23 protein-coding genes are annotated in these 22,320 nt (G+C 66.6%); 13 read left to right on the forward strand and 10 right to left on the reverse strand.

The genetic code is table 11. The features are described from left to right. The first annotated feature begins 70 nt into the window (after window positions 1-70). Genes N536_RS0117095 through N536_RS0117110 form a run of 4 tightly spaced genes read left to right on the forward strand, consistent with a single transcriptional unit; the run spans window position 71 to window position 4,098 of the window. Window positions 71-730, forward strand: coding sequence for a TetR/AcrR family transcriptional regulator (locus N536_RS0117095; protein ID WP_029114707.1), 660 nt, complete (start codon window positions 71-73; stop codon window positions 728-730). 16 nt (window positions 731-746) lie between these two features. Next, complete coding sequence (locus N536_RS0117100; RefSeq protein ID WP_029114708.1) at window positions 747-2,048, forward strand: acyl-CoA dehydrogenase family protein; 1,302 nt, start codon at window positions 747-749, stop codon at window positions 2,046-2,048. Further along, window positions 2,045-3,091: a phosphotransferase family protein gene (locus tag N536_RS0117105; RefSeq protein WP_029114709.1), complete on the forward strand. Its 1,047-nt coding sequence runs from the start codon at window positions 2,045-2,047 to the stop codon at window positions 3,089-3,091. The genes N536_RS0117100 and N536_RS0117105 overlap by 4 nt, the downstream gene beginning before the upstream one ends. 5 nt (window positions 3,092-3,096) lie before the next feature. Further along, entirely contained in the window at window positions 3,097-4,098 is a 1,002-nt protein-coding gene (locus N536_RS0117110; RefSeq protein WP_029114710.1) for an NADPH:quinone oxidoreductase family protein, read from the forward strand. Window positions 4,099-4,101: 3 nt separating this feature from the next. On the opposite strand, the gene N536_RS0117115 is transcribed toward N536_RS0117110, so the two are convergent. The 9 genes from N536_RS0117115 to N536_RS0117155 all read right to left on the reverse strand — a co-directional run bounded on the left by N536_RS0117115 (window position 4,102) and on the right by N536_RS0117155 (window position 13,190). Then, window positions 4,102-4,611 carry a hypothetical protein gene (locus tag N536_RS0117115; protein ID WP_029114711.1) on the reverse strand — a complete coding sequence of 170 codons (510 nt, stop codon included), beginning with the start codon at window positions 4,609-4,611 and terminating at the stop codon, window positions 4,102-4,104. After that, window positions 4,608-5,288, reverse strand: coding sequence for a TetR/AcrR family transcriptional regulator (locus N536_RS38735; RefSeq protein WP_081809245.1), 681 nt, complete (start codon window positions 5,286-5,288; stop codon window positions 4,608-4,610). Before N536_RS38735 ends, N536_RS0117115 begins: the two co-directional genes overlap by 4 nt. 173 nt (window positions 5,289-5,461) lie before the next feature. Beyond that, on the reverse strand, window positions 5,462-6,610 hold the full coding sequence (locus N536_RS0117125) for an acyl-CoA dehydrogenase family protein (RefSeq protein ID WP_029114712.1): 1,149 nt from the start codon (window positions 6,608-6,610) through the stop codon (window positions 5,462-5,464). Window positions 6,611-6,632: 22 nt separating this feature from the next. Then, window positions 6,633-7,778 (reverse strand): thiolase family protein, encoded by a 1,146-nt coding sequence (locus N536_RS0117130; RefSeq protein ID WP_029114713.1) that lies wholly within the window; start codon window positions 7,776-7,778, stop codon window positions 6,633-6,635. Next, window positions 7,778-8,584 carry an enoyl-CoA hydratase/isomerase family protein gene (locus tag N536_RS0117135; protein WP_036436657.1) on the reverse strand — a complete coding sequence of 269 codons (807 nt, stop codon included), beginning with the start codon at window positions 8,582-8,584 and terminating at the stop codon, window positions 7,778-7,780. The genes N536_RS0117130 and N536_RS0117135 overlap by 1 nt, the downstream gene beginning before the upstream one ends. Beyond that, window positions 8,581-9,819, reverse strand: coding sequence for a CaiB/BaiF CoA-transferase family protein (locus tag N536_RS0117140; protein WP_051574565.1), 1,239 nt, complete (start codon window positions 9,817-9,819; stop codon window positions 8,581-8,583). Before N536_RS0117140 ends, N536_RS0117135 begins: the two co-directional genes overlap by 4 nt. Continuing rightward, entirely contained in the window at window positions 9,819-10,592 is a 774-nt protein-coding gene (locus tag N536_RS0117145; RefSeq protein WP_029114716.1) for an SDR family NAD(P)-dependent oxidoreductase, read from the reverse strand. Before N536_RS0117145 ends, N536_RS0117140 begins: the two co-directional genes overlap by 1 nt. After that, window positions 10,592-11,758 (reverse strand): acyl-CoA dehydrogenase family protein, encoded by a 1,167-nt coding sequence (locus N536_RS0117150; RefSeq protein WP_029114717.1) that lies wholly within the window; start codon window positions 11,756-11,758, stop codon window positions 10,592-10,594. Before N536_RS0117150 ends, N536_RS0117145 begins: the two co-directional genes overlap by 1 nt. Window positions 11,759-11,897: 139 nt before the next feature. After that, entirely contained in the window at window positions 11,898-13,190 is a 1,293-nt protein-coding gene (locus tag N536_RS0117155) for an amidohydrolase family protein (protein ID WP_029114718.1), read from the reverse strand. 268 nt (window positions 13,191-13,458) lie between these two features. Here N536_RS0117155 and N536_RS0117160 point away from each other — a divergent pair, with 268 nt between their 5' ends. The 7 genes from N536_RS0117160 to N536_RS0117190 all read left to right on the forward strand — a co-directional run bounded on the left by N536_RS0117160 (window position 13,459) and on the right by N536_RS0117190 (window position 19,254). Further along, on the forward strand, window positions 13,459-13,989 hold the full coding sequence (locus N536_RS0117160; protein ID WP_029114719.1) for a carboxymuconolactone decarboxylase family protein: 531 nt from the start codon (window positions 13,459-13,461) through the stop codon (window positions 13,987-13,989). Between the two features lie 2 nt (window positions 13,990-13,991). Then, window positions 13,992-15,326, forward strand: a complete 1,335-nt coding sequence (locus N536_RS0117165) for an aromatic ring-hydroxylating dioxygenase subunit alpha (protein ID WP_029114720.1) — start codon at window positions 13,992-13,994, stop codon at window positions 15,324-15,326. Next, window positions 15,319-15,648: a hypothetical protein gene (locus tag N536_RS0117170; protein ID WP_029114721.1), complete on the forward strand. Its 330-nt coding sequence runs from the start codon at window positions 15,319-15,321 to the stop codon at window positions 15,646-15,648. The genes N536_RS0117165 and N536_RS0117170 overlap by 8 nt, the downstream gene beginning before the upstream one ends. Before the next feature lies 1 nt (window position 15,649). Further along, window positions 15,650-16,870, forward strand: a complete 1,221-nt coding sequence (locus N536_RS0117175) for an amidohydrolase family protein (protein WP_029114722.1) — start codon at window positions 15,650-15,652, stop codon at window positions 16,868-16,870. After that, window positions 16,854-17,303, forward strand: coding sequence for a nuclear transport factor 2 family protein (locus tag N536_RS0117180; RefSeq protein WP_029114723.1), 450 nt, complete (start codon window positions 16,854-16,856; stop codon window positions 17,301-17,303). Before N536_RS0117175 ends, N536_RS0117180 begins: the two co-directional genes overlap by 17 nt. Beyond that, window positions 17,300-18,442: an acyl-CoA dehydrogenase family protein gene (locus N536_RS0117185; protein ID WP_036436660.1), complete on the forward strand. Its 1,143-nt coding sequence runs from the start codon at window positions 17,300-17,302 to the stop codon at window positions 18,440-18,442. The genes N536_RS0117180 and N536_RS0117185 overlap by 4 nt, the downstream gene beginning before the upstream one ends. Before the next feature lie 71 nt (window positions 18,443-18,513). Then, a complete protein-coding gene (locus tag N536_RS0117190; RefSeq protein ID WP_197040165.1) occupies window positions 18,514-19,254 on the forward strand; it encodes an acyl-CoA dehydrogenase family protein in 741 nt (246 codons plus the stop codon). Between the two features lie 10 nt (window positions 19,255-19,264). Here N536_RS0117190 and N536_RS0117195 read toward each other — a convergent pair whose 3' ends face one another. Further along, entirely contained in the window at window positions 19,265-20,452 is a 1,188-nt protein-coding gene (locus tag N536_RS0117195) for an acyl-CoA dehydrogenase family protein (RefSeq protein WP_029114726.1), read from the reverse strand. Between the two features lie 159 nt (window positions 20,453-20,611). Between N536_RS0117195 and N536_RS0117200 the strand changes: the two genes are divergently transcribed. Both N536_RS0117200 and N536_RS0117205 read left to right on the forward strand, forming a co-directional pair. Continuing rightward, on the forward strand, window positions 20,612-21,328 hold the full coding sequence (locus N536_RS0117200; RefSeq protein ID WP_081809246.1) for a TetR/AcrR family transcriptional regulator: 717 nt from the start codon (window positions 20,612-20,614) through the stop codon (window positions 21,326-21,328). Between the two features lie 48 nt (window positions 21,329-21,376). Further along, window positions 21,377-22,177, forward strand: a complete 801-nt coding sequence (locus tag N536_RS0117205) for an acyl-CoA thioesterase II (protein WP_029114728.1) — start codon at window positions 21,377-21,379, stop codon at window positions 22,175-22,177. Window positions 22,178-22,320 lie beyond the last annotated feature (143 nt).

The following is a 22,320-nucleotide window of genomic DNA, read 5'->3' on the forward strand; positions in this document are numbered from 1 at the left end:
GTATCGATCCAAGTTAGTTAGACACCGGTCAGCTCTAGGCAGGATTGGAACCAGCTGCTATCGTCCAGATATGCCCAAGAACACGGCGACGGCAATTGCTGACGGTGGTCAGCGTAGAGCGTCCTTCCAACGGGCTAGATCCCACGAGACCAAGCGCATGCTGGTGCAGGCCGCGATGGCGCTGTGGCGCACCAAGGGCTACGCCACCACCACGGTGGCCGAGATCTGCACTGCAGCCGGAGTCTCCAAGGCGCTGTTCTACTTCTACTTCCCCCGCAAGGAGGACGTACTGTTCGAGGTCGGCGTCATGTCGACGCAGGCCGCGCGGCGCACCATCCACGCACAACTCTCGAAGCCGTACGAGATCGGCGACGTGATCACCGCGGCCCTCGCGACCCTCGAACGTTCAATGGCACGCAATCCTCGCGAGCTCGTCATCGAAACCATCCTCGAGGGTTACCGACACGAGCATCGGATCCTCGCCGAGGGACTCCCGTCGGACGTCGACGAGGGAATGTTCACCGAGCTGTTCACCAAGGCCAAGGCCGACGGCAAACTGGCCTCCCACGTCGACATCGAGCACCTGTCCTACCTGGCGATGACGCTCGTCAGCGAGGGAGCAAGGCATTGGGCGGCAGGGGCTTTCGGGGACCGCTCGTTCGCCGACGTCGTCTCGAGCGACATCACCGCCGTCATTGCCGGCCACAACCGGCAACCCGAAGACCGCTGAATCGAAGGAGACCCCAATGGCGTGGGATTTCGAGACCGACCCGGAGTACCAGGAACTACTCGACTGGGCGGATCAATTCGTCACCGACGAGGTGGAACCGCTCGACTTGGTGTGGCCACACCTGCAGTTCACCCCGCTCGACGAAACCAGACGCAAGGCGATCGCCCCGCTCAAGGAACAGGTGCGGGCCAAGGGCCTGTGGGCGACGCACCTCGGGCCGGAGCTCGGCGGGCAGGGCTACGGCCAGCTCAAGCTGGCGCTGCTCAACGAGATCCTCGGCCGCTCGCAGTGGGCGCCGATCGTATTCGGCTGTCAGGCACCGGATACCGGCAACGCCGAGATCATCGCCCACTACGGCACACCCGAGCAGAAGGAGCGCTACCTGCATCCGCTGCTGGAAGGCGAGGTGTTCTCCAGCTACTCGATGACCGAACCGCAGGGCGGCGCCGACCCGACGCAGTTCACCACCAGTGCGGTGCGCGACGGTGACGACTGGGTGATCAACGGCTGGAAGTACTTCTCGTCGAACGCCAACACCGCGTCCTTCCTGATCGTGATGGTGGTGACCAACCCCGACGTCAGCCCATACCAAGGGATGTCGATGTTCCTGCTGCCGACCGACACCCCCGGCGTGACCATCGTCCGCAACGTCGGCCTCTACGGTGAGCGGGACAACGAGGGTTCGCATGCGCTGATCCACTACGAAAACGTGCGCGTGCCCGATTCGGCGCTGCTGGGTGGGGAGGGCCAGGCGTTCGTCATCGCGCAGACCCGGTTGGGCGGCGGCCGGATTCACCACGCGATGCGCACCATCGGACTGGCACAGAAGGCACTCGACATGATGTGCGAGCGCGCGCTCAGCCGCCAGACTGCGGGAAGCCTGCTGTCGGACAAGCAGACCGTGCAGGGGTACATCGCCGACTCCTACGCACAGCTCAAGCAGTTCCGGTTGATGGTGCTCTACACCGCGTGGGAGATCGACAAGTACAACGACTACAAGAAGGTGCGCAAGGACATCGCCGCCGTCAAGGTCGTCATGCCCACCGTCCTGCACGACATCGCCTGGCGCGCAATGCAAGTACATGGTGCGCTCGGCGTGACGAACGAAATGCCGTTCCTTGGCATGGTTACCGGCGCTGCGGTGATGGGGCTTGCCGACGGTCCGACGGAAGTGCACAAGACCACGGTGGCCAAGCAGGTGCTGCGTGGCTACAAGGCCGCCGACGACGTATGGCCCACCGAGTGGATCCCGCGCAAACGCGACGCTGCGGTAGCGAAGTTCGCCGAGTATCTCGATCTGGAAGTGGGGAACCAATGACCGAATCAGACGGCGGCCCAGGCATCGACGTCGAACGCCTCGCGGCCTGGATGGACGAAGCCGCGCTGCCCGGCAAGGGCGAACCACTGGCGGCTCGATTCCTTTCCGGCGGAACGCAAAACGTGATCTACGAGCTGACCCGCGGCGACGAGCGCTGCGTCATCCGGATGCCACCGCCGGGCGCACCTGCGGATCGGGACAAGGGCATCCTGCGCGAGTGGCGCATCATCGAGGCGCTCGACGGGACCGAGGTGCCTCACACCGCGGCCGTCGGCGTGTGTGCGGATGCGTCCGTGCTCGGCAGGCCGTTCTACCTGATGGGTTTCGTCGACGGCTGGTCGCCGATGGACACGCACGGCCGGTGGCCGGAACCGTTCAACTCCGACGTCGACGCCCGCGCGGGCCTGTCCTACCAACTCGCCGAGGGCATCGCGCTGCTGTCGAAGGTCGACTGGCAGGCGAAGGGTCTGCAGGACCTGGGCCGCCCCGACGGCTTCCACGAACGCCAAGTCGACCGGTGGACCGGGTTCTTCGAACGCATCAAGGCGCGCGAGATCGACGGCCTTGACGTCGCGACGGAATGGTTGCGCGCCCACCGACCGCTCGACTTCGTCCCCGGCCTGATGCACGGCGACTATCAGTTCGCCAACGTGATGTACCGCGAGGGTGCCCCCGCGCAATTGGCGGCCATCGTCGACTGGGAGATGGGCACCGTCGGCGACCCGAAGCTCGACCTGGGCTGGATGGTGCAGAGCTGGCCGGAGGACACCTCGTCCGACGCGGCCGCCGATTCGGGCTACGTCGACATGCGCGGGATGCCGTCGCGCGACCAGGTGGTGGCGCACTACGCCGCGGTCTCCGGCCGCCAGGTCGACGACCTGGACTACTACCTCGTGCTGGCGAAGTGGAAGCTGGCGATCGTGCTGGAGCAGGGTTTCCAGCGCGCCGGTGACGACGAGAAGCTGCTGGCGTTCGGACCCGTCGTCACCGACCTGATGGCCTCGGCCGCCGAACTCGCCGAGTCCACCGACTACACGGGCTGAGCGGGGTGCGCGCCGCGGTGTGCCCGGCCTACGGGCCGCCGGAGGTGGTGCGGGTAGAGGATCGGCCCGCACCGACTCCCGAATCCGGCCAGGCAGTGGTTCGCGTGGAAGCTGCGGCGGTCAACTTTCCCGACGTGCTGCTCGTCGCGAACGAATATCAGATCAGCGTGCCGCCACCGTTCGTGCCAGGCAGTGAGCTCGCCGGCGTCATCACCGAACTAGCCGGTGAGACAACGAGTTTCACCGTCGGAGATCGCGTCACCGGAACGGGGCTGTTCGGCGCCTTCGCCGAACGCGTCGCCGCGCCGGTGGCCGGGCTGGCCAGGATTCCCGACGGCGTGGACGCCCGCACCGCGGCGGCCTTCGGTGTCGCGCACCGCACCGCGTACCACACGCTGCGCTCGATGGCGCGGATCTCCGCGGGTGACGAACTGGTGGTGCTCGGGGCGGGCGGCGGCGTCGGGCTGGCGGCCGTGCAACTGGGCGCCGCACTCGGTGCACGGGTGACCGCGGTGGCGTCGTCGCGCGAAAAGCTCGATGTCGCAGCGGGTTACGGTGCGACCAACCTCGTCGGCTTTCGGCGGGCAGGAGCGGAGCGACCCGGGAATGAATCGGGCGATGGAAACCTGCGGGCGGCGCTGCGCGACGCTCTGCCCGAGGGCGCCGACGTGGTCGTCGACCCGGTCGGCGGCGAGTTGTCCGAACCCGCACTGCGTGCGCTGCGTCGCGGCGGCCGGTTCGTCACGGTCGGCTACGCCTCCGGCGTCATCCCCCGCATTCCACTGAACCTGGTGCTGGTCAAGGGGATTCACGTCCTCGGCTTCCAGTTCCAGGACGTGCCCGGCGACGAGTTCGGCCGCAACGAGGACGAGCTACGCGGGCTGCTCGTGACGGGAGCGGTGTCGCCTCACGTCTGCGCGGTGTATCCACTCGAGCGGACGGCGGATGCGTTGCGGCACGTCGCCGACGGGCGCGCGATCGGCAAGGTGCTGATCGATTTGACGTAACCGCTAGCTGGCGGGGATGAGGTCAGCGGCCACCGAGGGGCGGGCCATCACCCCGCACCGGAACGTCTCGGTGGTGCCGACGAACCCGGCGTCGGGGTCATCGATGGCGGCGAGCGCCTGAGCCTTGAATGCGCGTGCGGCACCGCTCAATTCGTGACACACGGAGCCGACGGTGTCGTAGAGCTCCTCGGGGTACTCCGCGCCCCACAGCGTTACCTCGGTCATCCCATGGTCGAGCGCTGCGAGCACGCCCTCACGCACGCGCTGGTTGCTGACGAACACGTCTGCCGCGACGGCGATCGTCTGCGGGATCGGGTTGTCGGCCCACGCCTCAAGTGCCGCATCGAGGTCACGGGTCTCGACCCCGAGGATCTCGAGCGGTCTGGTGTCGTCGCCGACGGAGATCAGCACGGTGACGTCCCAGCCGGCCATCACGCGGTCGACCAGCCAGCCGCCTGCGAACTTCACGACCTCGGGGACGCTGCGGGCGACGACGTTGAGTCGATACCTCATGTCATCTTCCTTTCCGGCGCTGGCGTGAAGTCCCGCGCGAGCGTCTCGCCGTACTCCTTGAACACCTCGGCGAGGGGAATCGAAGGATCGAGTAACCATGCGGTCTCCATTCCATTGACGAATGCCAAGATCTCGACGGCTTTGATGGCGGGGTCGAAGTCACGGCGGTAGCGCCCGGCGCGCTGACCGCTTGCGATGAGACCCGCCACGATGTCGACGGCGTCGCGCTGCCGCTTCAGCAGGCGGTCGTGCAGCGGAGCGTCGGGCGCGATGTTCTCGACCAGGAGGACCGTGAAGGTGCCGACCAGTTCGGGTGCGCGACGGAACCGCTCGGCGACGCGGCAGATCTCGGTGACCAGGTCACCTGACCGGTCGGCGTGCATGTCGTCGTCGTCGTCGCGGGCGTCGAGCACCGCGTTGAGCAGCTGTTCCTTGGATTCGAAATGGTGCAGCAGGCCGGCCGGGCTGACGCCTGCCTCCTTGGCGATCTGCGCGAGCGACGTGTTGCGCCAGCCGTTGCGTGCGAGGAGGCGCTCGGCGACCGCGAGGATCCGCTGCTTGCGGTCCTCACCCTTGGCGAGGAGTGTCTCGTAGGGCCGCTGACGAGCGCTCGCGCGAGGATCCGACGTGTCCTGAGCGCGCGGATCAGAAAGACCCGGCGCGTCGAGAGCGGACACGGAACTCCTTCGTTCGAACCAACCTAGTGAACACACAGTAGGTAGGTTTGACGGCTGTGACAAGGGTCTCAGGGAATTTGATTGTCGACGGGTGTCACACAGCCAGCTCAGAGCGATTTCGGCGTGTTCCGTCACGCTCAAGGTGACCAAACACGCCGAAGCCGCAAAAGGAGCTAGAGGCCGAGCGACTTCGCGATGATCACCTTCATGACCTCGCTGGTCCCGGCGTAGATCCGGGCCACCCGCGCGTCCGTGTACAGCCGCGCGATCGGGTACTCCATCATGTAGCCGTAGCCGCCGAACAGCTGCAGGCAGCGGTCGATCACCCGTTGCTGCATCTCGGTGCAGAACAGCTTCACGCGGGCAGCATCGGACGCGGACAGCTCGCCGTCCACGTGCAGGGTGACTGCGCGGTCCAGCATCGCCTGGCCGGCCTCCACCTCCGTGGAGCACGCGGCGAGTTCGAACTTCGTGTTCTGGAATGACGCCACGGGCGTGCCGAATGCCTTGCGGTCCTTGGTGTAGTCGATCGCCGCGGCGATCGCCGAGCGGGCCTGCGAGACCGACCCGACGGCCACGGTCAGGCGCTCTTGCGGCAGGTTGTGGCCCAGGTAGCCGAACGCCTCGCCCTCCTCCCCCAGCAGGTTGGCCGCTGGGACGCGCACGTCGACGAACGACAGCTCGGCGGTGTCCTGCACCTTGCAGCCCATCTTCTCCAGCTCGCGACCGCGGGTGAAGCCGGGCATGCCGTCCTCGACGACGAAGAGGCTCAGTCCCTTACGCCGGTTGTCGGGATCGGTGGACGTGCGGGCGACCACGATGACGAGGTCGGCCTGCATGCCGCCGGTGATGAAGGTCTTGGCGCCGTTGATGATCCAGTCGTCGCCGTCGCGCACCGCGGTGGTGCGCATGCCTGCCAGGTCGGACCCGGTCCCGGGTTCGGTCATGGCGACTGCGGTCAGCAAGGTGCCCGCAGCCAGCCCGGGGAACCAGCGGTCGCGCTGTTCGGCGTTCGCATAGTGCAGGAAGTACGGCAGGATCACCTCGAGTTGGGTGCGCACCGTGGACAGCGTGACCAGGGCCCGCGCCGCCTCCTCCTGGAGCACGACGTTGTAGCGGTAGTCGGGCATGCCGCCGCCGCCGTACTCCTCGGGGATGGCGATGCCGAGGATGCCGAGATCCCCCATCTGCTTGAACACGTCGCGAGGCATGCGGCCGCCCTTCTCCCATTCGGGATAGTGCGGTACCACTTCCTTCTCGACGAAGTTGCGGGCGAGCTCGCGGAACGCCTCGTGGTCCTCGGTGAACAGATCCCGGCGCATGGCGCCCCCTTTCGAAACGGCGTTATGCGATGAGTTCGACGAGCGTGGCATTGGCAGTACCGCCGCCCTCGCACATGGTCTGCAGCCCGTAGCGAATCCCGTTGTCGCGCATGTGATGAATCATCCTGGTCATCAGCACCGCACCGGACGCGCCGAGCGGGTGGCCGAGCGCGATCGCCCCGCCCAACGGATTGAGCCGGGCCTCGTCCGCGCCGGTCTCGGCCAGCCAAGCCAGCGGCACCGGCGCGAACGCCTCGTTGACTTCGAAGACCCCGACCTCGTCGAGGTGGACGCCCGCCTTGTGCAACACCTTCTCGGTCGCGGGAATCGGTCCGGTGAGCATCAGCACGGGGTCCGCTCCGGTGACCGCGCCTGCGCGATACCGCACCAGCGGCGTCATTCCCAGCGCCACCGCGTTCTCCGCGGTCATCACCAACAGTGCGGCCGCGCCGTCGGAGATCTGGGATGAGTTGCCCGCGTGGATGACTCCGTCCTCGGTGAAGGCCGGCTTCAGCCCGGCGAGCTTCTCGACGGTGGTGCCGCGACGGATACCCTCGTCCGCCGTCACGACGTCACCCTCGGTGAAGACGGGGACGATCTGGTCGATGAAGGCGCCGGCGTCCTGCGCAGCGGCCGCCCGCTCGTGCGACTGCGCGGAGTACTCGTCGATGCGCGTGCGGGAAAGATTCCACTTCTGCGCGATCATCTCCGCGGAGAGACCCTGGTTGAACGAGAAGTCGTCATACCGGGCAAGGACTTTCGGCCCGTACGGCATGCCGGTGGCGCGCGCGGAACCCAGCGGCACCCGGCTCATCACCTCGACACCGCCCGCGACGACGACGTCCTGCTGCCCCGACATCACGGCCTGCACGGCGAAGTCGAGTGCCTGCTGGCTGGACCCGCAGGCGCGGTTCACCGTGGTGCCCGGGATGTGTTCGGGCCAGCCCGCGGCGAGTACGGCGTAGCGGCCGATGTTGCTGGACTGATCGCCCACCTGCGAGACGCAGCCCCACACCACGTCGTCGATCACGTTGGGATCGACGCCGGTGCGCTCGACGAGCTCGGTGAGCACCACCGCGGACAGGTCGGCGGCGTGCTGGCCGGACAGGCCACCGTTGCGCTTCCCGACCGGTGTGCGCACGGCCCCGACGATGACGGTTTCACGCATTACTTTTGCTCCTCGTCCTTGCGTACGGCCCATCGGCCAGTGAACTCGGGCTCGCGCTTCGCCGCGAACGCCGCATACGCCTCAGCCGAGTCTGCCGTGGCGAAGTTCCCCGGTTGTGCACGGGCCTCGTTCGCCAGCGCCTCCCGCAGCGTGACGTTGGCACCGTCGTTGAGCAGTGCCTTGCTCTGCGCCAAGGCGAACGGCGGCCCCGAGGCGAGGCGGCCTGCCAGCTCGTCGACGAACCCGTCGATCTCCTCGGCGGGCGTCACCCAGGTGACGAGGCCGAGCGCGTGGGCCTCGGCGGCGTCGATCATGTCCGCCAGCATTACCAGCCGCTTCGCCTGCTGAAGACCGACGAGCTTGGGCAGCAACCACGATCCACCGAGGTCCACCGACAGGCCGCGCTTGGCGAAGATCTGACAGAACCGGGATTCCGGTGTGGCCACGACGAAGTCGCAACCCAGCGCGAGATTCCAGCCGGCGCCCACCGCCACGCCCGTCACCTTCGCGATGGTCGGGACGGACAGCTCGTGCAGCGCCAGCGCCACGTCGGTGAGCCGCTGCAACTTGCGGCCGGGATGGGCGTCGTCGGGCACCCCGATGTCGGCCCCCGAGCAGAACGCGCCGCCGGCACCGGTGATGACCAGGGCGCGCACCTCGTCGTCGCGGCCCGCCGCGCGCAGCGCCTCCGCCAACTCGCGCCACAACCGGGCGTCGATCGCGTTCTTGCGGTGCGGCCGATTCAGGGTCAGCGTGCGGATGCCGTCGCGGTCATGAGACAGCAGTATCGCTTCGGTGGTGGTCACGCGTAGGCCGGCCCGATCGCGCCGTCGGCCCGTAGCCGGGCGATCTCCTCGGCACTGAGGCCGAGTTCACCCAGCACCGCATCGGTGTGCTCGCCGAGTCCGGGCACGGCGCCCATCGGCGCCTCGAAGCCGCTGATCACCGGCGGCGGAAGCAGGGCAGGAATGTCGCCCTTCGGAGTACTCACCTGCCGCCAACGGTCGCGCGCGGCGAGCTGCGGGTGCACGATCACCTCGCTTGGCAGGTTGTAGCGGGAGTTCCCGATGCCCGCGGCGTCGGCCGTCTTCTGGATGTGCTCGAGATCGTGTTGGGCACACCAGCTTTCGATGGCGGCGTTGAGCTCGTCGCGGTGCGCGCAGCGGTCGGCGTTGGTGCCGAACCGCGGGTCGTCGGCCAGATCGGGGCGGACGATGATCTCGCGGGCCAACCGCTGCCACTCGCGGTCGTTGGTGGTGCCGAGCACCACGGTCTGCCCGTCACGCGTGGGAAACGCCCCGTAGGGTGCGACGGCGGGTGAGCTGACGCCCAGTGGCTGTTGGTCGATGCCGGAGTGCTGGGTGTAGGTCAGCTGGTAGCCCATGATGTCGACCATGGTGTCGAACAGGCTCAACTCCACGGCCGGGGCAGGACCGGTGCGCCGGTCGCGCGACACCAGCAGCGCCAGAATCGACAGCGCGGCGTACAGCCCGGTGGAGACGTCGGCGACCGCGGGCCCCGGCTTGGCCGGCATGTCTGGATAGCCGGTGACCGCGCAGGACCCGGCCTCCGCTTGGATCAGCAAGTCGTAGGCGCGCTTGTCCGAGATGGGTCCGCCCGGCCCGTAGCCGTCGATCTCGACGGGAATGACTCCGGGATGACGCACGGCGAGGTCCGCGGGCGAGAGGCCAAGGCGCGCCGTCGATCCCGGCGCGAGATTCGACACGAACGCGTCGGCCCTGTCGAGCAGGCGGTGCAGTACGTCCATGCCCGTCGGCGACTTCAAGTTCAGTGTGACCGATTCCTTGCCCCGGTTGCACCAGACGAAGTGGGCGGCCAGACCGCCGGGGCCGTTGACCACGTCGTCGTAGTCGCGGGCGAAGTCGCCACCCTTGGGGTTCTCCACCTTGATCACGCGGGCGCCGAAGTCGGCGAGCACGCGGGTGCACATGGGTGCGGCCACCGCCTGCTCCATCGCGACGACAGTGATGCCGGCCAGCGGCGCCTGCGCCAATTCCCCGGTCCTGCCCGCAGAATTCATCACATGACCATACCGCCGTCGACGGGCAGCACCTGACCCGTGACGTACGACGCGGCATCGGAGGCCAGGAAGACGAACGCGCCGGCGATCTCCTCGGGACTTGCCCACCGCTGCAATGGAATTCGCCGCATCATGTTGGCGGAGAACTTCTCGTTGGTCCGAATGGTCTCGGTCATCGGGGTCGCCGCCAGCGGGGCCAGCGCGTTCACCAGGATGTTCTTGCGGGCCAACTCGCGGGCCAGCGACTTGGTGAACCCGATGATGCCCGCCTTCGCCATCGAGTAGTTCACCTGGCCCAGCGTGCCGGTGATGCCTGCGGCAGAGGTGACGTTGATGACGCGACCGGTGCCGTCGGTCGCCAGGAACGGCAGCGCCGCCTGAGTGACGCGGAACGCGCCCATCACGTGGATGTCGATCAGGCGGTTGACGTTGTCCTCGCTGATGTCGGCGAACATCGCAGGCGCCGTGACGCCGGCGTTGTTGATCACGACGTTGAGCACGCCGTCGGTCATGGCGGCGGCCTGTGCTGCGGCGGCGTCGGCGGCCGATCGGTCGGCGACGTCCAGTCCCGCGCTCTCGGCGTGGCCCCCGTCGGCCGAGATGCGTTCGGCCACAGCGGCTGCGGCGTCCTTGTCGAGATCGGTGACCAGTACCGAGGCACCGGCGGTAGCCAGCGCCTGGGCGACGGCCGAGCCGATGCCACCGGCGGCGCCGGTCACCAACGCCGAGCGCCCGGTCAGGTCGAACATGGGATTGGCGGTCTTCGTGGTCATCAGTAGCTCCTCGGCAGGCCCAGGACGTGGGAGCCCAGGAAGTTCAGGATCATCTCCTGGCTCACCGGGGCGATCTTCATCAAGCGAGACTCCCGGAAGAAGCGGGAGATGTTGTACTCCTCCGAGTAACCCATGCCGCCGTGGGTCTGCAAGGCGCGGTCGGCGGCATCGAAACCGGCGTCAGCACAAAGGTATTTGGCCATGTTGGCCTCCCGGCCGCACTGCTTGCCGTTGTCGTAGAGCCAGGTGGCCTTGCGCAGGATCAACTCGGCGGCATCGAGTCGAGCCAGCGAGTCGGCCAGCGGGAACTGGATGCCCTGGTTCATGCCGATGGGCCGGTCGAACACGACGCGCTCGTTGGCGTACTTCACCGCCCGGTCCAGCGCGACCCGGCCGATGCCAAGCGCCTCGGCGGCGATCAGCATCCGCTCGGGATTGAGTCCATGCAGGATGTAGCTGAAACCCTTGCCCTCGTCGCCGATCCGGTGCTCGACGGGAATCCTCAGGTCGTCGATGAACAGCTCGTTCGAGCTGACGGCGTTGCGGCCCATCTTCTTGATCGGCCGGATGTCGACGTGGTCCCGGTCGAGATCGGTGAGGAACAGCGACATGCCGTCGGTCTTCTTGGTGACCTCGTCGTAGGGCGTGGTGCGGGTCAGTAGCAAGATCTTCTCGGATTCGAGGGCCTTGGAAATCCACACCTTTCGGCCGTTCACGACGTAGTCGCCGCCATCACGCTTGGCGAAGGTGGTGATGCGCGAAGTGTCCAGCCCGGCACCGGGCTCGGTGACACCGAAGCAGACGTGCAGGTCCCCGTTGACGATGCGGGGCAACGTCTCTGCCTTCATCTCGTCGGACCCGTACACGACGACGGGCTGCATGCCGAAGATCGAGAGGTGGATGGCGCTGGCGGCGTTCATCCCTCCGCCGGAGCGTGCCACCTCCTCGGCGAGGATCGTCGCCTCGGTGATGCCCAGGCCGTGGCCGCCGTATTCCTCCGGGATGGTCATGCCGAGCCACCCACCCGAGGCGATGGCGTCGTAGAACTCCCGTGGGAATTCGTGCGCCAGGTCCTTCTCCATCCAGTACTGGTCGTCGAACCTCGACGCCAGCTCTGCCACGGACTTGCGGATCAGCTGTTGATCCTCGGTCAGTTCGAAGTTCATCCCGCCGGTCACAGCACTCTCCTACACCTCTAAGACACTCTTACACAGTCGAATTCGCCAGTACGGAGGCGTTTCACCGCATCCGCACCGGCGGCTTCGACGTCGACCGGCGATGGGCCGGTCCACCTGTTCGACCAGGTCAGTCCGTGTTGCCTGCCGCGGCCTTCGCGTTCGCCGCGAAGTTCGCGACACCGTCGCCGGACTTCTCGTGCTTGCTCAGTGCCTGGATGGTGACGTCGTGACCCTCGGCAGCCTTGCGCAGCGCACCGACGGTGGCCTGCTCGCGGCTGATGTGGGTGAACGGATCGAAGTGGTACCAGCGCATCGCGTTCTCGTACGTCATCTTGTTGGTTTCGGCATCGGTGACGTTGTTGGCGGTCAGCACCTCGTGCAACTGCTCGGGCGCTTCGGGCCACATCGAGTCGGAGTGCGGGTAGTCCGCTTCCCAGGCGATGTTGTCGATGCCGATCTCGTGGCGCAGCTTGACGCCGATCGGATCGGAGATGAAGCAGGTCAGGAAGTGCTCGCGGAATACCTCCGACGGCAGCTTGCCGCCGAAGTTCTGATGCGTCCACGTGGAGTGCATTTCGTAGGTGCGGTCCACCCGCTCCAGGAAGTACGGAATCCAGCCCGTGCCGCCCTCGGACAGTCCGATCTTCAAATCCGGGTAGTCCTTGATGGGCTTGGACCACAACAGATCCGCCGCCGCCTGCACGATGTTCATGGGCTGCAGTGTGATCATCACGTCCATCGGCGCGTCGGGCGCGGTGATCGCCAACCGGCCCGAGGATCCGATGTGCACGTTGAGCACGGTGTCGGTGTCCACCAACGCCTTCCACAGCGGCGTCCAGTAGTCGTCGTGGAAGGACGGGTACCCCATCGCTGCGGGGTTCTCGGTGAAAGTCAGTGCGTGCACGCCCTTCTTGGACACCCGCCGCACCTCGGCGGCGCACAGCTCGGGATCCCAGATCACCGGTATCGCCATCGGGATGAACCGCGCCGGGTACGCCCCGCACCATTCGTCGATGTGCCAGTCGTTGTAGGCCTGCACCAGCGCCAGCGAGAAGTCCGAGTCCTCGGTCGCGAACAGCCGGCCCGCGAACCCCGGAAAGGACGGGAAGCACATCGATCCGAGGATGCCGCCCGCGTTCATGTCCTTGACCCGCTCGTCGACCTTGTAACAGCCGGGCCGGATCTCGTCGAGCCCCTGCGGCTCGAGGCCGTATTCCTCCTTGGGCCGACCGGCCACCGCGTTGAGTGCGACGTTCGGGATCACGGTGTCGCGGAACTGCCACGTATCGGAGCCGTCCGCGTTGTGCACCAACCGCGGCGCCTCGTCTTGATACTTGGCCGACAGGTGGTTCTTGAACATGTCGGGTGGCTCGACGATGTGATCGTCCACGCTGATCAAGATCATGTCGTCTTTGTTCACGGTGGTTCCTTTCGGATCAAGACTGCGGCGCTACAACCAGCCATGTTCTCTACTAGAGGAAACTAGCCTCTCACAGAACGAGAATCAACATCACCCATGCCGTCAAAGCTGGCACCACCTGCAGTTTGGGCCACGAAGGCGGCCTGTTGCGAACCCTCTCCATGCACCCTGCCATTGACGATTCCGGTCAAAGGTGGAAATCTATTAGGCAGATATGAGAATATGATTCTCACTTCTGAGAAGTCCAACCGAGTTGGAGAGGAACCCCGTGCGCCTGGCCCCCTTGCAGCCCGACGAGTGGGACGACGACGTGTACAAGGCGCTGTCGGTCATGGTGTCGCCGGAACGCCTCGAGCGGCGAGATCCCGGCACTGCCCTGGCGACCCTGGTTCGTCACCCGAAGCTGACGCGCGCGTTCCTGCGCTTCAACGGCTACCTGCTATTCAGCTCCACGCTGCCCCCTCGGCTGCGGGAACTCGCGATCCTGCGCGTCGCCCATCGGCGCAACTGCGATTACGAGTGGGTGCACCACGTCGCGATGGGCGGCGAGGTCGGTCTGTCCGCCGACGTCATCGAGGCCGTCAAGCGCGGGGAGGCGAGCGACGAGTTCGACCAGGCGATCCTCACCGCGGTCGACGAGCTCGAAGAGAAGTCGAACCTCACCGACGCCACCTGGGCGGTGCTGTCACAACAACTGGACGAGCGTCAACGGATGGACCTCGTCTTCACGATCGGTTGCTATGGCCTACTGGCCATGGCGTTCAACACCTTTGGCGTAGTCCCGGAACAGGAGAACTGAACATGCCCCACTTCCCGAAGCCCGATGCGGGTAGCTGGACCGAGAATTGGCCCGAACTGGGCACGGCACCGGTCAACTACAACGACTCCATCGACCCCGAGCACTTCAAGCTCGAGCAGGAGGCGATCTTCAAGAAGACGTGGCTCAACGTCGGGCGCGTCGAGCGGCTGCCGAAGACCGGTAGTTACTTCACCCGCGAGATGCCCTCGGTCGGACCCGGCACGTCGGTGATCATCGTCAAGGACAAGGAAGGCGTCGTCCGGTGCTTCTACAACCTGTGCCGCCACCGCGGAAACAAGCTGGTGTGGAACGACTATCCCGGTGAAGAGGTCTCCGGTGTCTGCAGGCAGTTCACCTGCAAGTACCACGCCTGGCGCTACGCGCTGGACGGCGATCTCACCTTCGTCCAGCAGGAGGGTGAGTTCTTCGACCTCGACAAGGCCGACTACGGACTGGTTCCCGTGCGGTGCGAGGTCTGGGAAGGGTTCATCTTCATCAACTTCGACGACGCCGCCGCGCCGCTCACCGAGTACCTCGGCGACTTCGCCAAGGGCCTCGAAGGTTATCCATTCCACGAAATGACCGAGGTCTACAGCTACCGTTCGGAGATCAACGCCAACTGGAAGCTGTTCATCGACGCGTTCACCGAGTTCTACCACGCGCCGATCCTGCACATGAAGCAGGCGGAGAAGGAGGAGGCCGAGAAGCTGGCCAAGTTCGGCTTCGAGGCGCTGGCCTACGACATCAAGGGCGACCACTCCATGGTGTCCTCGTGGGGCGGGATGTCGCCGCCCAAGGACCTGAACATGGTCAAGCCCATCGAACGCATCCTGCACAGCGGCCTGTTCGGGCCGTGGGACCGGCCCGACATCAAGGGCATCGCGCCCGAGGAGTTGCCGCCGGCCATCAACCCGTCGCGTCAGAAGACGTGGGGCACCGACTCATTCGAGTTCTTCCCCAACTTCACGCTGCTGTTCTGGGCGCCGGGTTGGTACCTGACCTACCACTACTGGCCCACCGCGGTGGACAAGCACATCTTCGAGGCCAACCTCTACTTCGTGCCGCCGACGAATACGCGCCAGCGGCTGTCGCAGGAACTGGCCGCGGTGACGTTCAAGGAGTACGCGTTCCAGGACGCCAACACCTTGGAAGCCACCCAGACGCAGATCGGCACGCGCGTCGTCACGGAGTTCCCGCTGTGCGACCAGGAGGTCCTGCTTCGGCACCTGCACCTGACCGCGCACCAGTACGTCAACCGATACAAGGCCGATCGCAACGGATCCCCCAATGGGAAGCACGCTGCCTCGACGGACGAGAAGGATGCAGTGAATGTCTAAGTTGCCCGCGGAATTCGCCGATCTCGAACGCTTCACGGACTGGTGCTTGCCCACCGAGGAGGAGCGCTACGCCAAGCGCCTGGCCTCGACGATGGCTGAGATGCAGGAGTTGTACGACGCCGGCATGGCGCGTCTCGAGGACATCATGGTCTACGTCGACGAGCGCTTCCCGCTGCAGGGAATGCCGGACGACGCCAAGGCCCTGGTGCATCTGGGGCAGTCGATCGTCATGGTGAGCTTCCCCATCGAGGTCTGGAAGCAGCCCCGCGTGCTGGACAGCGGTGCCGCCTACATCGAACTCATCAAGGAGCCGGTGGTCTAGCTTGCTCACCCTCAAAGCGGCGGGTTACGTCGACGTCGATGCCGGTGAGATCGTCCGTCCGGCGATCCTCAAGATCGAGGGCGATCGCATCGTCGGCATCGGCGGCGAGCAGGAGGGCGAGGTGATCGACCTCGGCGAGGCGATCCTGCTGCCCGGCCTGATGGACATGGAGGTCAACCTGCTGATGGGTGGGCGCGGGGAGAACCCCGGCCTGTCCCAGGTGCAGGACGACCCTCCGACCCGGGTGCTGCGTGCGGTCGGCAACGCCCGGCGCACACTGCGGGCGGGCTTCACCACCGTGCGCAACCTCGGGCTGTTCGTGAAGACCGGCGGCTACCTGCTCGACGTCGCACTGGGCAAGGCGATCGATGCCGGCTGGATCGAGGGCCCTCGGGTGGTGCCTGCGGGCCACGCCATCACGCCGACGGGAGGTCACCTCGACCCGACGATGTTCGCCGCGTTCATGCCGGGCGTGCTCGAGCTGACCGTGGAGGAGGGCATCGCCAACGGGGTCGACGAGATCCGCAAGGCAGTGCGCTACCAGATCAAGCACGGCGCCCAATTGATCAAGGTCTGCTGTTCGGGTGGGGTGATGTCGCTGACCGGAGAGGCTGGGGCACAGCACTATTCGGATGAGGAATTGAGCGCGATCGTCGACGAGGCGCATCGCCGGGGGCTGCGCGTCGCCGCGCACACGCACGGCGCCGAGGCCGTCAAGCATGCCGTCGCGGTCGGCATCGACTGCATCGAGCACGGTTTCCTGATGGACGACGAGGCGATCCAGATGCTGGTCGACAACGACCGGTTCCTGGTCACCACGAGGCGGCTGGCCGAGGCGATGGACGTGTCAAAGGCTCCGGCGGTGTTGCAGGCCAAGGCCGCCGAGATGTTTCCCAAGGCCCGCACGTCGATCAAGGCCGCGTACGACGCCGGGGTCAAGATCGCCGTCGGCACCGACGCTCCGGCCATTCCGCACGGACGCAACGCCGACGAACTCGTCACGTTGGTCGAGTGGGGCATGCCCCCCGCGGCCGTCCTCCGCTCGGCCACCGTCATCGCCGCCGATCTGATCAACGTGACCGATCGGAGCCGGCTGGCCGAGGGCCAGGTGGCCGACGTCATCGCGGTACCCGGCGATCCGCTACTGGACATCACCGTTACACAGAACGTAAGTTTTGTAATGAAAGGGGGCAAGGTCTTCCGAAATGACAGTGCCAACTAGTAAGCCAACACGAACTGACGACATCGTCGAGATCCAGCAGGTCCTCGCCAAGTACGCCGTCACCATCACGCAGGGCGACATCGAGGGCCTCGTCGAGGTCTTCACTCCCGACGGCACCTACAGCGCGTTCGGCGAAACCTACACCCTGGACCGGTTTCCGGTCCTGGTCGACGCGGCCCCGAAGGGTCTCTTCATGACGGGCACCGCGCTGGTCGAGCTCGACCCGGCCGACCCGGACAATGCGACGGGCACCCAACCGCTGTGCTTCATCGAGCATTCCAAGCACGACATGCGCATCGGCTACTACCGCGACACCTACGTCCGGACCGACGACGGGTGGCGTCTGAAGACCAGGGCCATGACGTTCATTCGTCGCAACGGCGACCACGACCACGGGCGCCCGCATGCGATCGGCAGGCCCGCAGCGGGATGACCGCACCGCCGCAGACATTCGACGAGATTCCGACCACAGCCGAATTCCGGTCGAAACTCATTGCGTGGCTGGACGACAACGATCTCACTCCCCCACCGGGCCACTCGCTGGAGGGACACCACCGTCAGCACGGCCGGGTGCTCGGCGCCCTCTACGACGCGGGCTGGATGCGGTACGGCTGGCCCGTGGAGGCAGGCGGACTGGGCGGGCCGGCTGTGTTGCGTGCGGTCGTCGGCGAGGAGATCGTCGGTCGCGGCCTCGACGAGCCCGGGCCCTACTCGATGCTCGAGGTGCTCACGCCGACGATGATCGACTATGCGCGGCCCGAGCTCGCCGCCGAGATGGTGCCCCGGCTGCTGTCGGGCCGCGAATCGTGGTGCCAGGGCTTCTCGGAACCCGGCTCGGGCAGCGACCTGGCGTCCCTGACCACCCGCGCCGAGCAACGCGGCGACGTCTGGGTGGTCAATGGCCAGAAGGTGTGGACCAGTTTCGCCCAGTTCGCCACGCGCTGCGTCCTCCTGACCCGCACCGGCGGACCGGAAGTCCCGAACCACGAGGCGATCACGGCGTTCTTCGTCGACATGGACACCCCCGGCATCAGCGTCAGACCGCTGCGCACGATGCACGGCGTCGACGAGTTCTGCGAGGTCTACTTCGACGACGTCGTCGTGCCCGCCGACCGCATGCTCGGCAACACCGGCGACGGCTGGCGGCTGGCAATGGATCTGCTGCCGTTCGAACGCTCGACGTGTTTCTGGCAGCGCATCGCCTACCTGTACTCCAGGTTCGACGCCCTGCTCGACGAACTCGACGCGGCCGACGACACGGAGGACGCGGCACTCGGCGCGGCATACCTGGGGTTGCACACCTTGCGGTGCAAATCGCGCGAGACGCAGGACCGGCTGGCCGGCGGGGCCCGGCTGGGCGCGGATACCTCGATCGACAAGGTGCTCCTCGCGACTGCCGAACAACGCCTGTACGACACCGCCCGCGATCTCCTCGGCGGTTCTCTCGAACTCGACGAAACCCGTTGGCGCACGGAGTTCTTGTACTCCCGATCGTCGACCATCTACGGCGGGACGGCGGAAGTGCAGCGCAACATCATCGCCCGGCGCCTGCTGGACCTGGGCAAGGAGTGAGCGTGAGCGCGACCGACGCCGCCTTCGACGCGGAATCCCTCAACCTTCTCGACGACGCCCTGCGCAAGACGATGCAGTCGGCGTCCGGTCCCGAACTGGACGGGGCGCTCATCGAGCTGGGCTGGCCCGAGATGCTGGCCGAGATGCCGGAAATTGCCGTGCCCCTGGTGTTTCGCGCACTCGGTGAGACGGGTTCGCACGCCCCGATCCTCAACGACGTCGTGCTGCACGCGTCGGGCCGCGAGATCGGCGGCACCGTCGCGCTGCCATACGCCGGCGGCCACTGGGTGTGCTGGGAGCGGCGAGACGTGACCGATGCGGACGGCGCCGTGGACGCCGAGGTGCCGGTGCACCGCACCGACGCGGGCGATCCGGTGCCATTGGTCGCGGGCCGCGCCGCCGTGGGTTGGTGGCTGGTCGGTACGGCGCGGGCGATGCTGCAGCTGGCCAGGACACACGCCCTTGACCGCGTGCAGTTCGGCCGACCGATCTCGTCGTTCCAGGCCGTGCGGCACCGTCTCGCCGAGACGCTCGTCGCGATCGAAGGTGCCGAGGCCACACTGAGTTTCGCGACCGACGACCTCGGCGCCGTGCTCGCCAAGGCCGCGGCGGGGCAGGCGGCCCTCACGGCGGCCAGACACTGTCAGCAGGTCCTCGGCGGGATCGGCTTCACCGCCGAACACGATCTGCACCGCCACGTCAAGCGTGCCTTGCTGCTCGACGGCCTGCTCGGCAGCTCACGCGAGCTGACCAGGGAGGCAGGGCGCATCGCCCGCACGACGGGGACGGCGCCGCGCGTCGCCCACCTCTGAGGCGGACCCACTAGCGCCTCGGCAGCCCAAGCACCCGCTGGGCGATGATGTTGCGTTGAATCTCCGACGTACCGCCGGCGATGGTGCCCGCGAACGAGCGCAGATACCGGTCGGCCCAGCTGCCCGCGTACGCGTCGAGGTTCAACGGGACGTAGGGCGCGGTCATGCCGCGCAGGCTCAGGCCGTCCGGCCCCGACGCCGCCAGCGCCTGTTCGGTCGCGGTCTGCACGGTCTCGGCGCCGAGCAGTTTCAGCACCGACAGAGCGGCGACGTCCTCCTCACCTCGCGCCGCACGGGCCAACGCCGCGGAGCCGAGTAGGCGCAGCGCGTTGTTGTCCATGACGAGGGTGGCGAAGTGGTCCTTCTCGACGGTGGTGCGCGGCCGCCAATCGTCGATCAGATCTTGTAGCGGGTCGGCGTAACTGAGCCACAACATGTTCCGCTCGTGTCCGAGCGATCCGCTGGCGACCGTCCATCCGCCGTTGAGCGGGCCGACGAGGTTCGCCGCGGGCACCCGCACGTCGGTGAAGAAGACCTCGTTGAAGTCGAGATCGTCGCTGTCGGCCGCGGATGCGAAGGGCCGCCGGGTCATCCCCGGCGAGTCGGTGGGGATCAGCAGCACGCTGATGCCGGCATGCTTGGCGGCATCGGGGTCGGTTCGCACGAACGTCAGCACCACGTCCGCGTCGTGAGCGCCCGACGTCCACACCTTCTGTCCGTTGACGACGAAGCAGTCGCCGTCCGCATCGGAGGTGCGTTCCGCGCGCGTCCGCAAGGACGCGAGATCGGACCCTGCGCCCGGTTCGCTCATGCCGAGCGCGGCGGTGATCTCGGCGCGCAGGATCGGCACCGCCCACTTCTGCTGCTGCTCGGGCGTGCCGAAGGTGATGAGCGACGCGGCGATGATCCCGACGCCCTGCGAGTTGAAGCTCGGCACCATCCGGCGGCGGGCCAACTCGGTCTGATGGACGTACTGCTGGAGGATGGTCGCGTTGCGGCCGCCGAACTCGGGCGCGTTGCCCGGAACCAGCCAGCCGTTGTCGAACAACAGCCGCTGCCATCGACGCGCCCAGTCCGGCACGTCGGACGACGACCGCGACCGTTGCAGCGCCTCGGCGTCCGACGGCGCGTGCTCGTCGAGGAAGGCCACGAATTCGGTGCGGAAGGCCTCGACGTCGGCGTCGAACGTCAGTTGCACGGCACGTCTCCGTTCGATGCGCTCACCTGCCGGTCCGAGGATGGGCGGAAGGCGGCTTTTCTGGTAAGACTTCTGTAAAGGCCAAAATGAGAATACTATTCTCGCCATGAGAAAGTTACAATCTCAGACACGTCGGTCGCGAGGGGGTCTAGGACCGCAATGCCCAAGCGTTCTCCGGTACAGTTCATTCATGTTCTTCCCAATCGGCCTGCATCTGAGCAGCTGGTGAGCAGCCCCAGCGAAGAGCCGGCCTGGAAGCAGCGCGCGGTCGAGCGCTCGATCAAGACGGCGAAATTGCGCGCCGCCCAGCGAGTTCAGCGCTTCCTCGACGCCGCTCAGGCCATCATCATCGAAAAGGGCAGCACGGACTTCACCGTGCAAGAGGTCGTCGACCGCTCGCGTCAGTCGTTGCGAAGCTTCTACCTGCAATTCGACGGGAAGCATGAGCTGCTTCTCGCCCTGTTCGAGGATGCGCTCAGCCGGTCGGCCGATCAGATCCGCGCGGCGGTCGCCGGTCAGTCCGATCCGATCGATCGTCTGAAGGTCGCCGTCGAGCTGCTGTTCGAGTCGTCGCGCCCCGATCCCGCGGCTAAGCGGCCGCTGTTCACCGACTTCGCGCCCCGCCTGCTGGTGTCGCATCCATCCGAGGTGAAGATCGCGCACGCACCCCTGTTGGTGCTGCTCACCGAGCTGATGGAGGACGCGTCCGCGGCAGGCAAGTTGCGTCCCGAGATCAACCCGAAGCGCATGGCGGCCATGACGATGCAGACGGTGATGTTCGTCGCCCAATCCAGCGGCTCGGACGACGCCACCGTCAAACCGATTTCGGCTGGCGAAGTGTGGGACTTCTGTTCCCACGGATTCGCCGCCAGCTAGCTGAGAACTACATTCTCGCAGCGGTAGAATTTCGCTTACACTCGGCGGGTGCCCGATCTCTGGTCCGACCTGCTGGCATGCCTGAAGTTCGAAGCGGCACCGTCGGAGACGCATTTCACCGCCGCCAATCAGCACCTCGAGTACCACCGCGTGTTCGGTGGGCAGCTGCTGGCGCAGTTCATCCGGCTCGCCTCACTGACGTCTCCTGAGAAGACGGTCAAGTCGCTGCACGCGGTGTTTCCTCGGGAGGGCCGGGCCGACGAACCGGTCGACTACGTACTGACCCGACTGCACGACGGCCGCTCGTTCGCGACAGTGTCGATCGTCGCGGCGCAGGGCAAGGGGCCCATCGGCACCGCATCCGTCTCCATGCACGTCACGGAGGACGGGCCTGCCCTGCAAACCATCGCGCCCGTCGGTCCGGTGCCAGGCCCCGACCACGAGGTGGCACTCGACCTCATCCCGTGGGAGACGCGGGCGCTCGACGATCTCAACGCGACGACGACCGGGCCACCCGAGTTCGAACTGTGGATGCGTACCCCGCCCGCCGATCCCGATCTGGCGCCCGCGCTGGCCGCCTACGCCACCGACCTCACGCTCATCGGGACCGCGCTGCGCCCGCTCGACGGACTCAGCCAGCGCGGCAACGGCACTCAGTTCACCTCGGCTGTCACCAGCCACACCATCTGGTTCCACCGGCCGTTCACCACCGAGCAGTGGCTGCTGCTGCGCCAGCACAGTCCGGTGCTTGCGCAGGGCCGCAGCTTCGGGCGGGGCGACATCCTCACCCACGACGGCGTGCTGGTCGCCTCGTACGCCCAAGAAGCCTTGCTGCGCATACCGACCTGAGCGACGGCTCAACGGCTTCCGACGCATCGTCGAGCAGAACTAAGCGAAAAGTACAAACGGCCCAGATCGAATGTGCCGTTGACACAATGGGACCTGCGGTGACAGAGTGCTGAGCAAGTGCACAGCAATGGTGCCGACGAGGA

This window comes from Mycobacterium sp. URHB0044 (assembly GCF_000620625.1).
In the GTDB taxonomy this organism is placed as follows: Bacteria; Actinomycetota; Actinomycetes; order Mycobacteriales; family Mycobacteriaceae; genus Mycobacterium.

What these genes read in the sequence shown, in the direction of transcription:
- N536_RS0117095 (WP_029114707.1), top strand. Translation starts at nt 71, where the DNA reads ATGCCCAAGAACACGGCGACGGCAATTGCTGACGGTGGTCAGCGTAGA.
- N536_RS0117100 (WP_029114708.1), top strand. Translation starts at nt 747, where the DNA reads ATGGCGTGGGATTTCGAGACCGACCCGGAGTACCAGGAACTACTCGAC.
- N536_RS0117105 (WP_029114709.1), top strand. Translation starts at nt 2,045, where the DNA reads ATGACCGAATCAGACGGCGGCCCAGGCATCGACGTCGAACGCCTCGCG.
- N536_RS0117115 (WP_029114711.1), bottom strand. Translation starts at nt 4,611, where the DNA reads ATGAGGTATCGACTCAACGTCGTCGCCCGCAGCGTCCCCGAGGTCGTG.
- N536_RS0117125 (WP_029114712.1), bottom strand. Translation starts at nt 6,610, where the DNA reads ATGCGCCGGGATCTGTTCACCGAGGACCACGAGGCGTTCCGCGAGCTC.
- N536_RS0117130 (WP_029114713.1), bottom strand. Translation starts at nt 7,778, where the DNA reads ATGCGTGAAACCGTCATCGTCGGGGCCGTGCGCACACCGGTCGGGAAG.
- N536_RS0117140 (WP_051574565.1), bottom strand. Translation starts at nt 9,819, where the DNA reads ATGAATTCTGCGGGCAGGACCGGGGAATTGGCGCAGGCGCCGCTGGCC.
- N536_RS0117145 (WP_029114716.1), bottom strand. Translation starts at nt 10,592, where the DNA reads ATGACCACGAAGACCGCCAATCCCATGTTCGACCTGACCGGGCGCTCG.
- N536_RS0117150 (WP_029114717.1), bottom strand. Translation starts at nt 11,758, where the DNA reads ATGAACTTCGAACTGACCGAGGATCAACAGCTGATCCGCAAGTCCGTG.
- N536_RS0117165 (WP_029114720.1), top strand. Translation starts at nt 13,992, where the DNA reads ATGCCCCACTTCCCGAAGCCCGATGCGGGTAGCTGGACCGAGAATTGG.
- N536_RS0117170 (WP_029114721.1), top strand. Translation starts at nt 15,319, where the DNA reads ATGTCTAAGTTGCCCGCGGAATTCGCCGATCTCGAACGCTTCACGGAC.
- N536_RS0117180 (WP_029114723.1), top strand. Translation starts at nt 16,854, where the DNA reads ATGACAGTGCCAACTAGTAAGCCAACACGAACTGACGACATCGTCGAG.
- N536_RS0117185 (WP_036436660.1), top strand. Translation starts at nt 17,300, where the DNA reads ATGACCGCACCGCCGCAGACATTCGACGAGATTCCGACCACAGCCGAA.
- N536_RS0117190 (WP_197040165.1), top strand. Translation starts at nt 18,514, where the DNA reads ATGCAGTCGGCGTCCGGTCCCGAACTGGACGGGGCGCTCATCGAGCTG.
- N536_RS0117200 (WP_081809246.1), top strand. Translation starts at nt 20,612, where the DNA reads ATGCCCAAGCGTTCTCCGGTACAGTTCATTCATGTTCTTCCCAATCGG.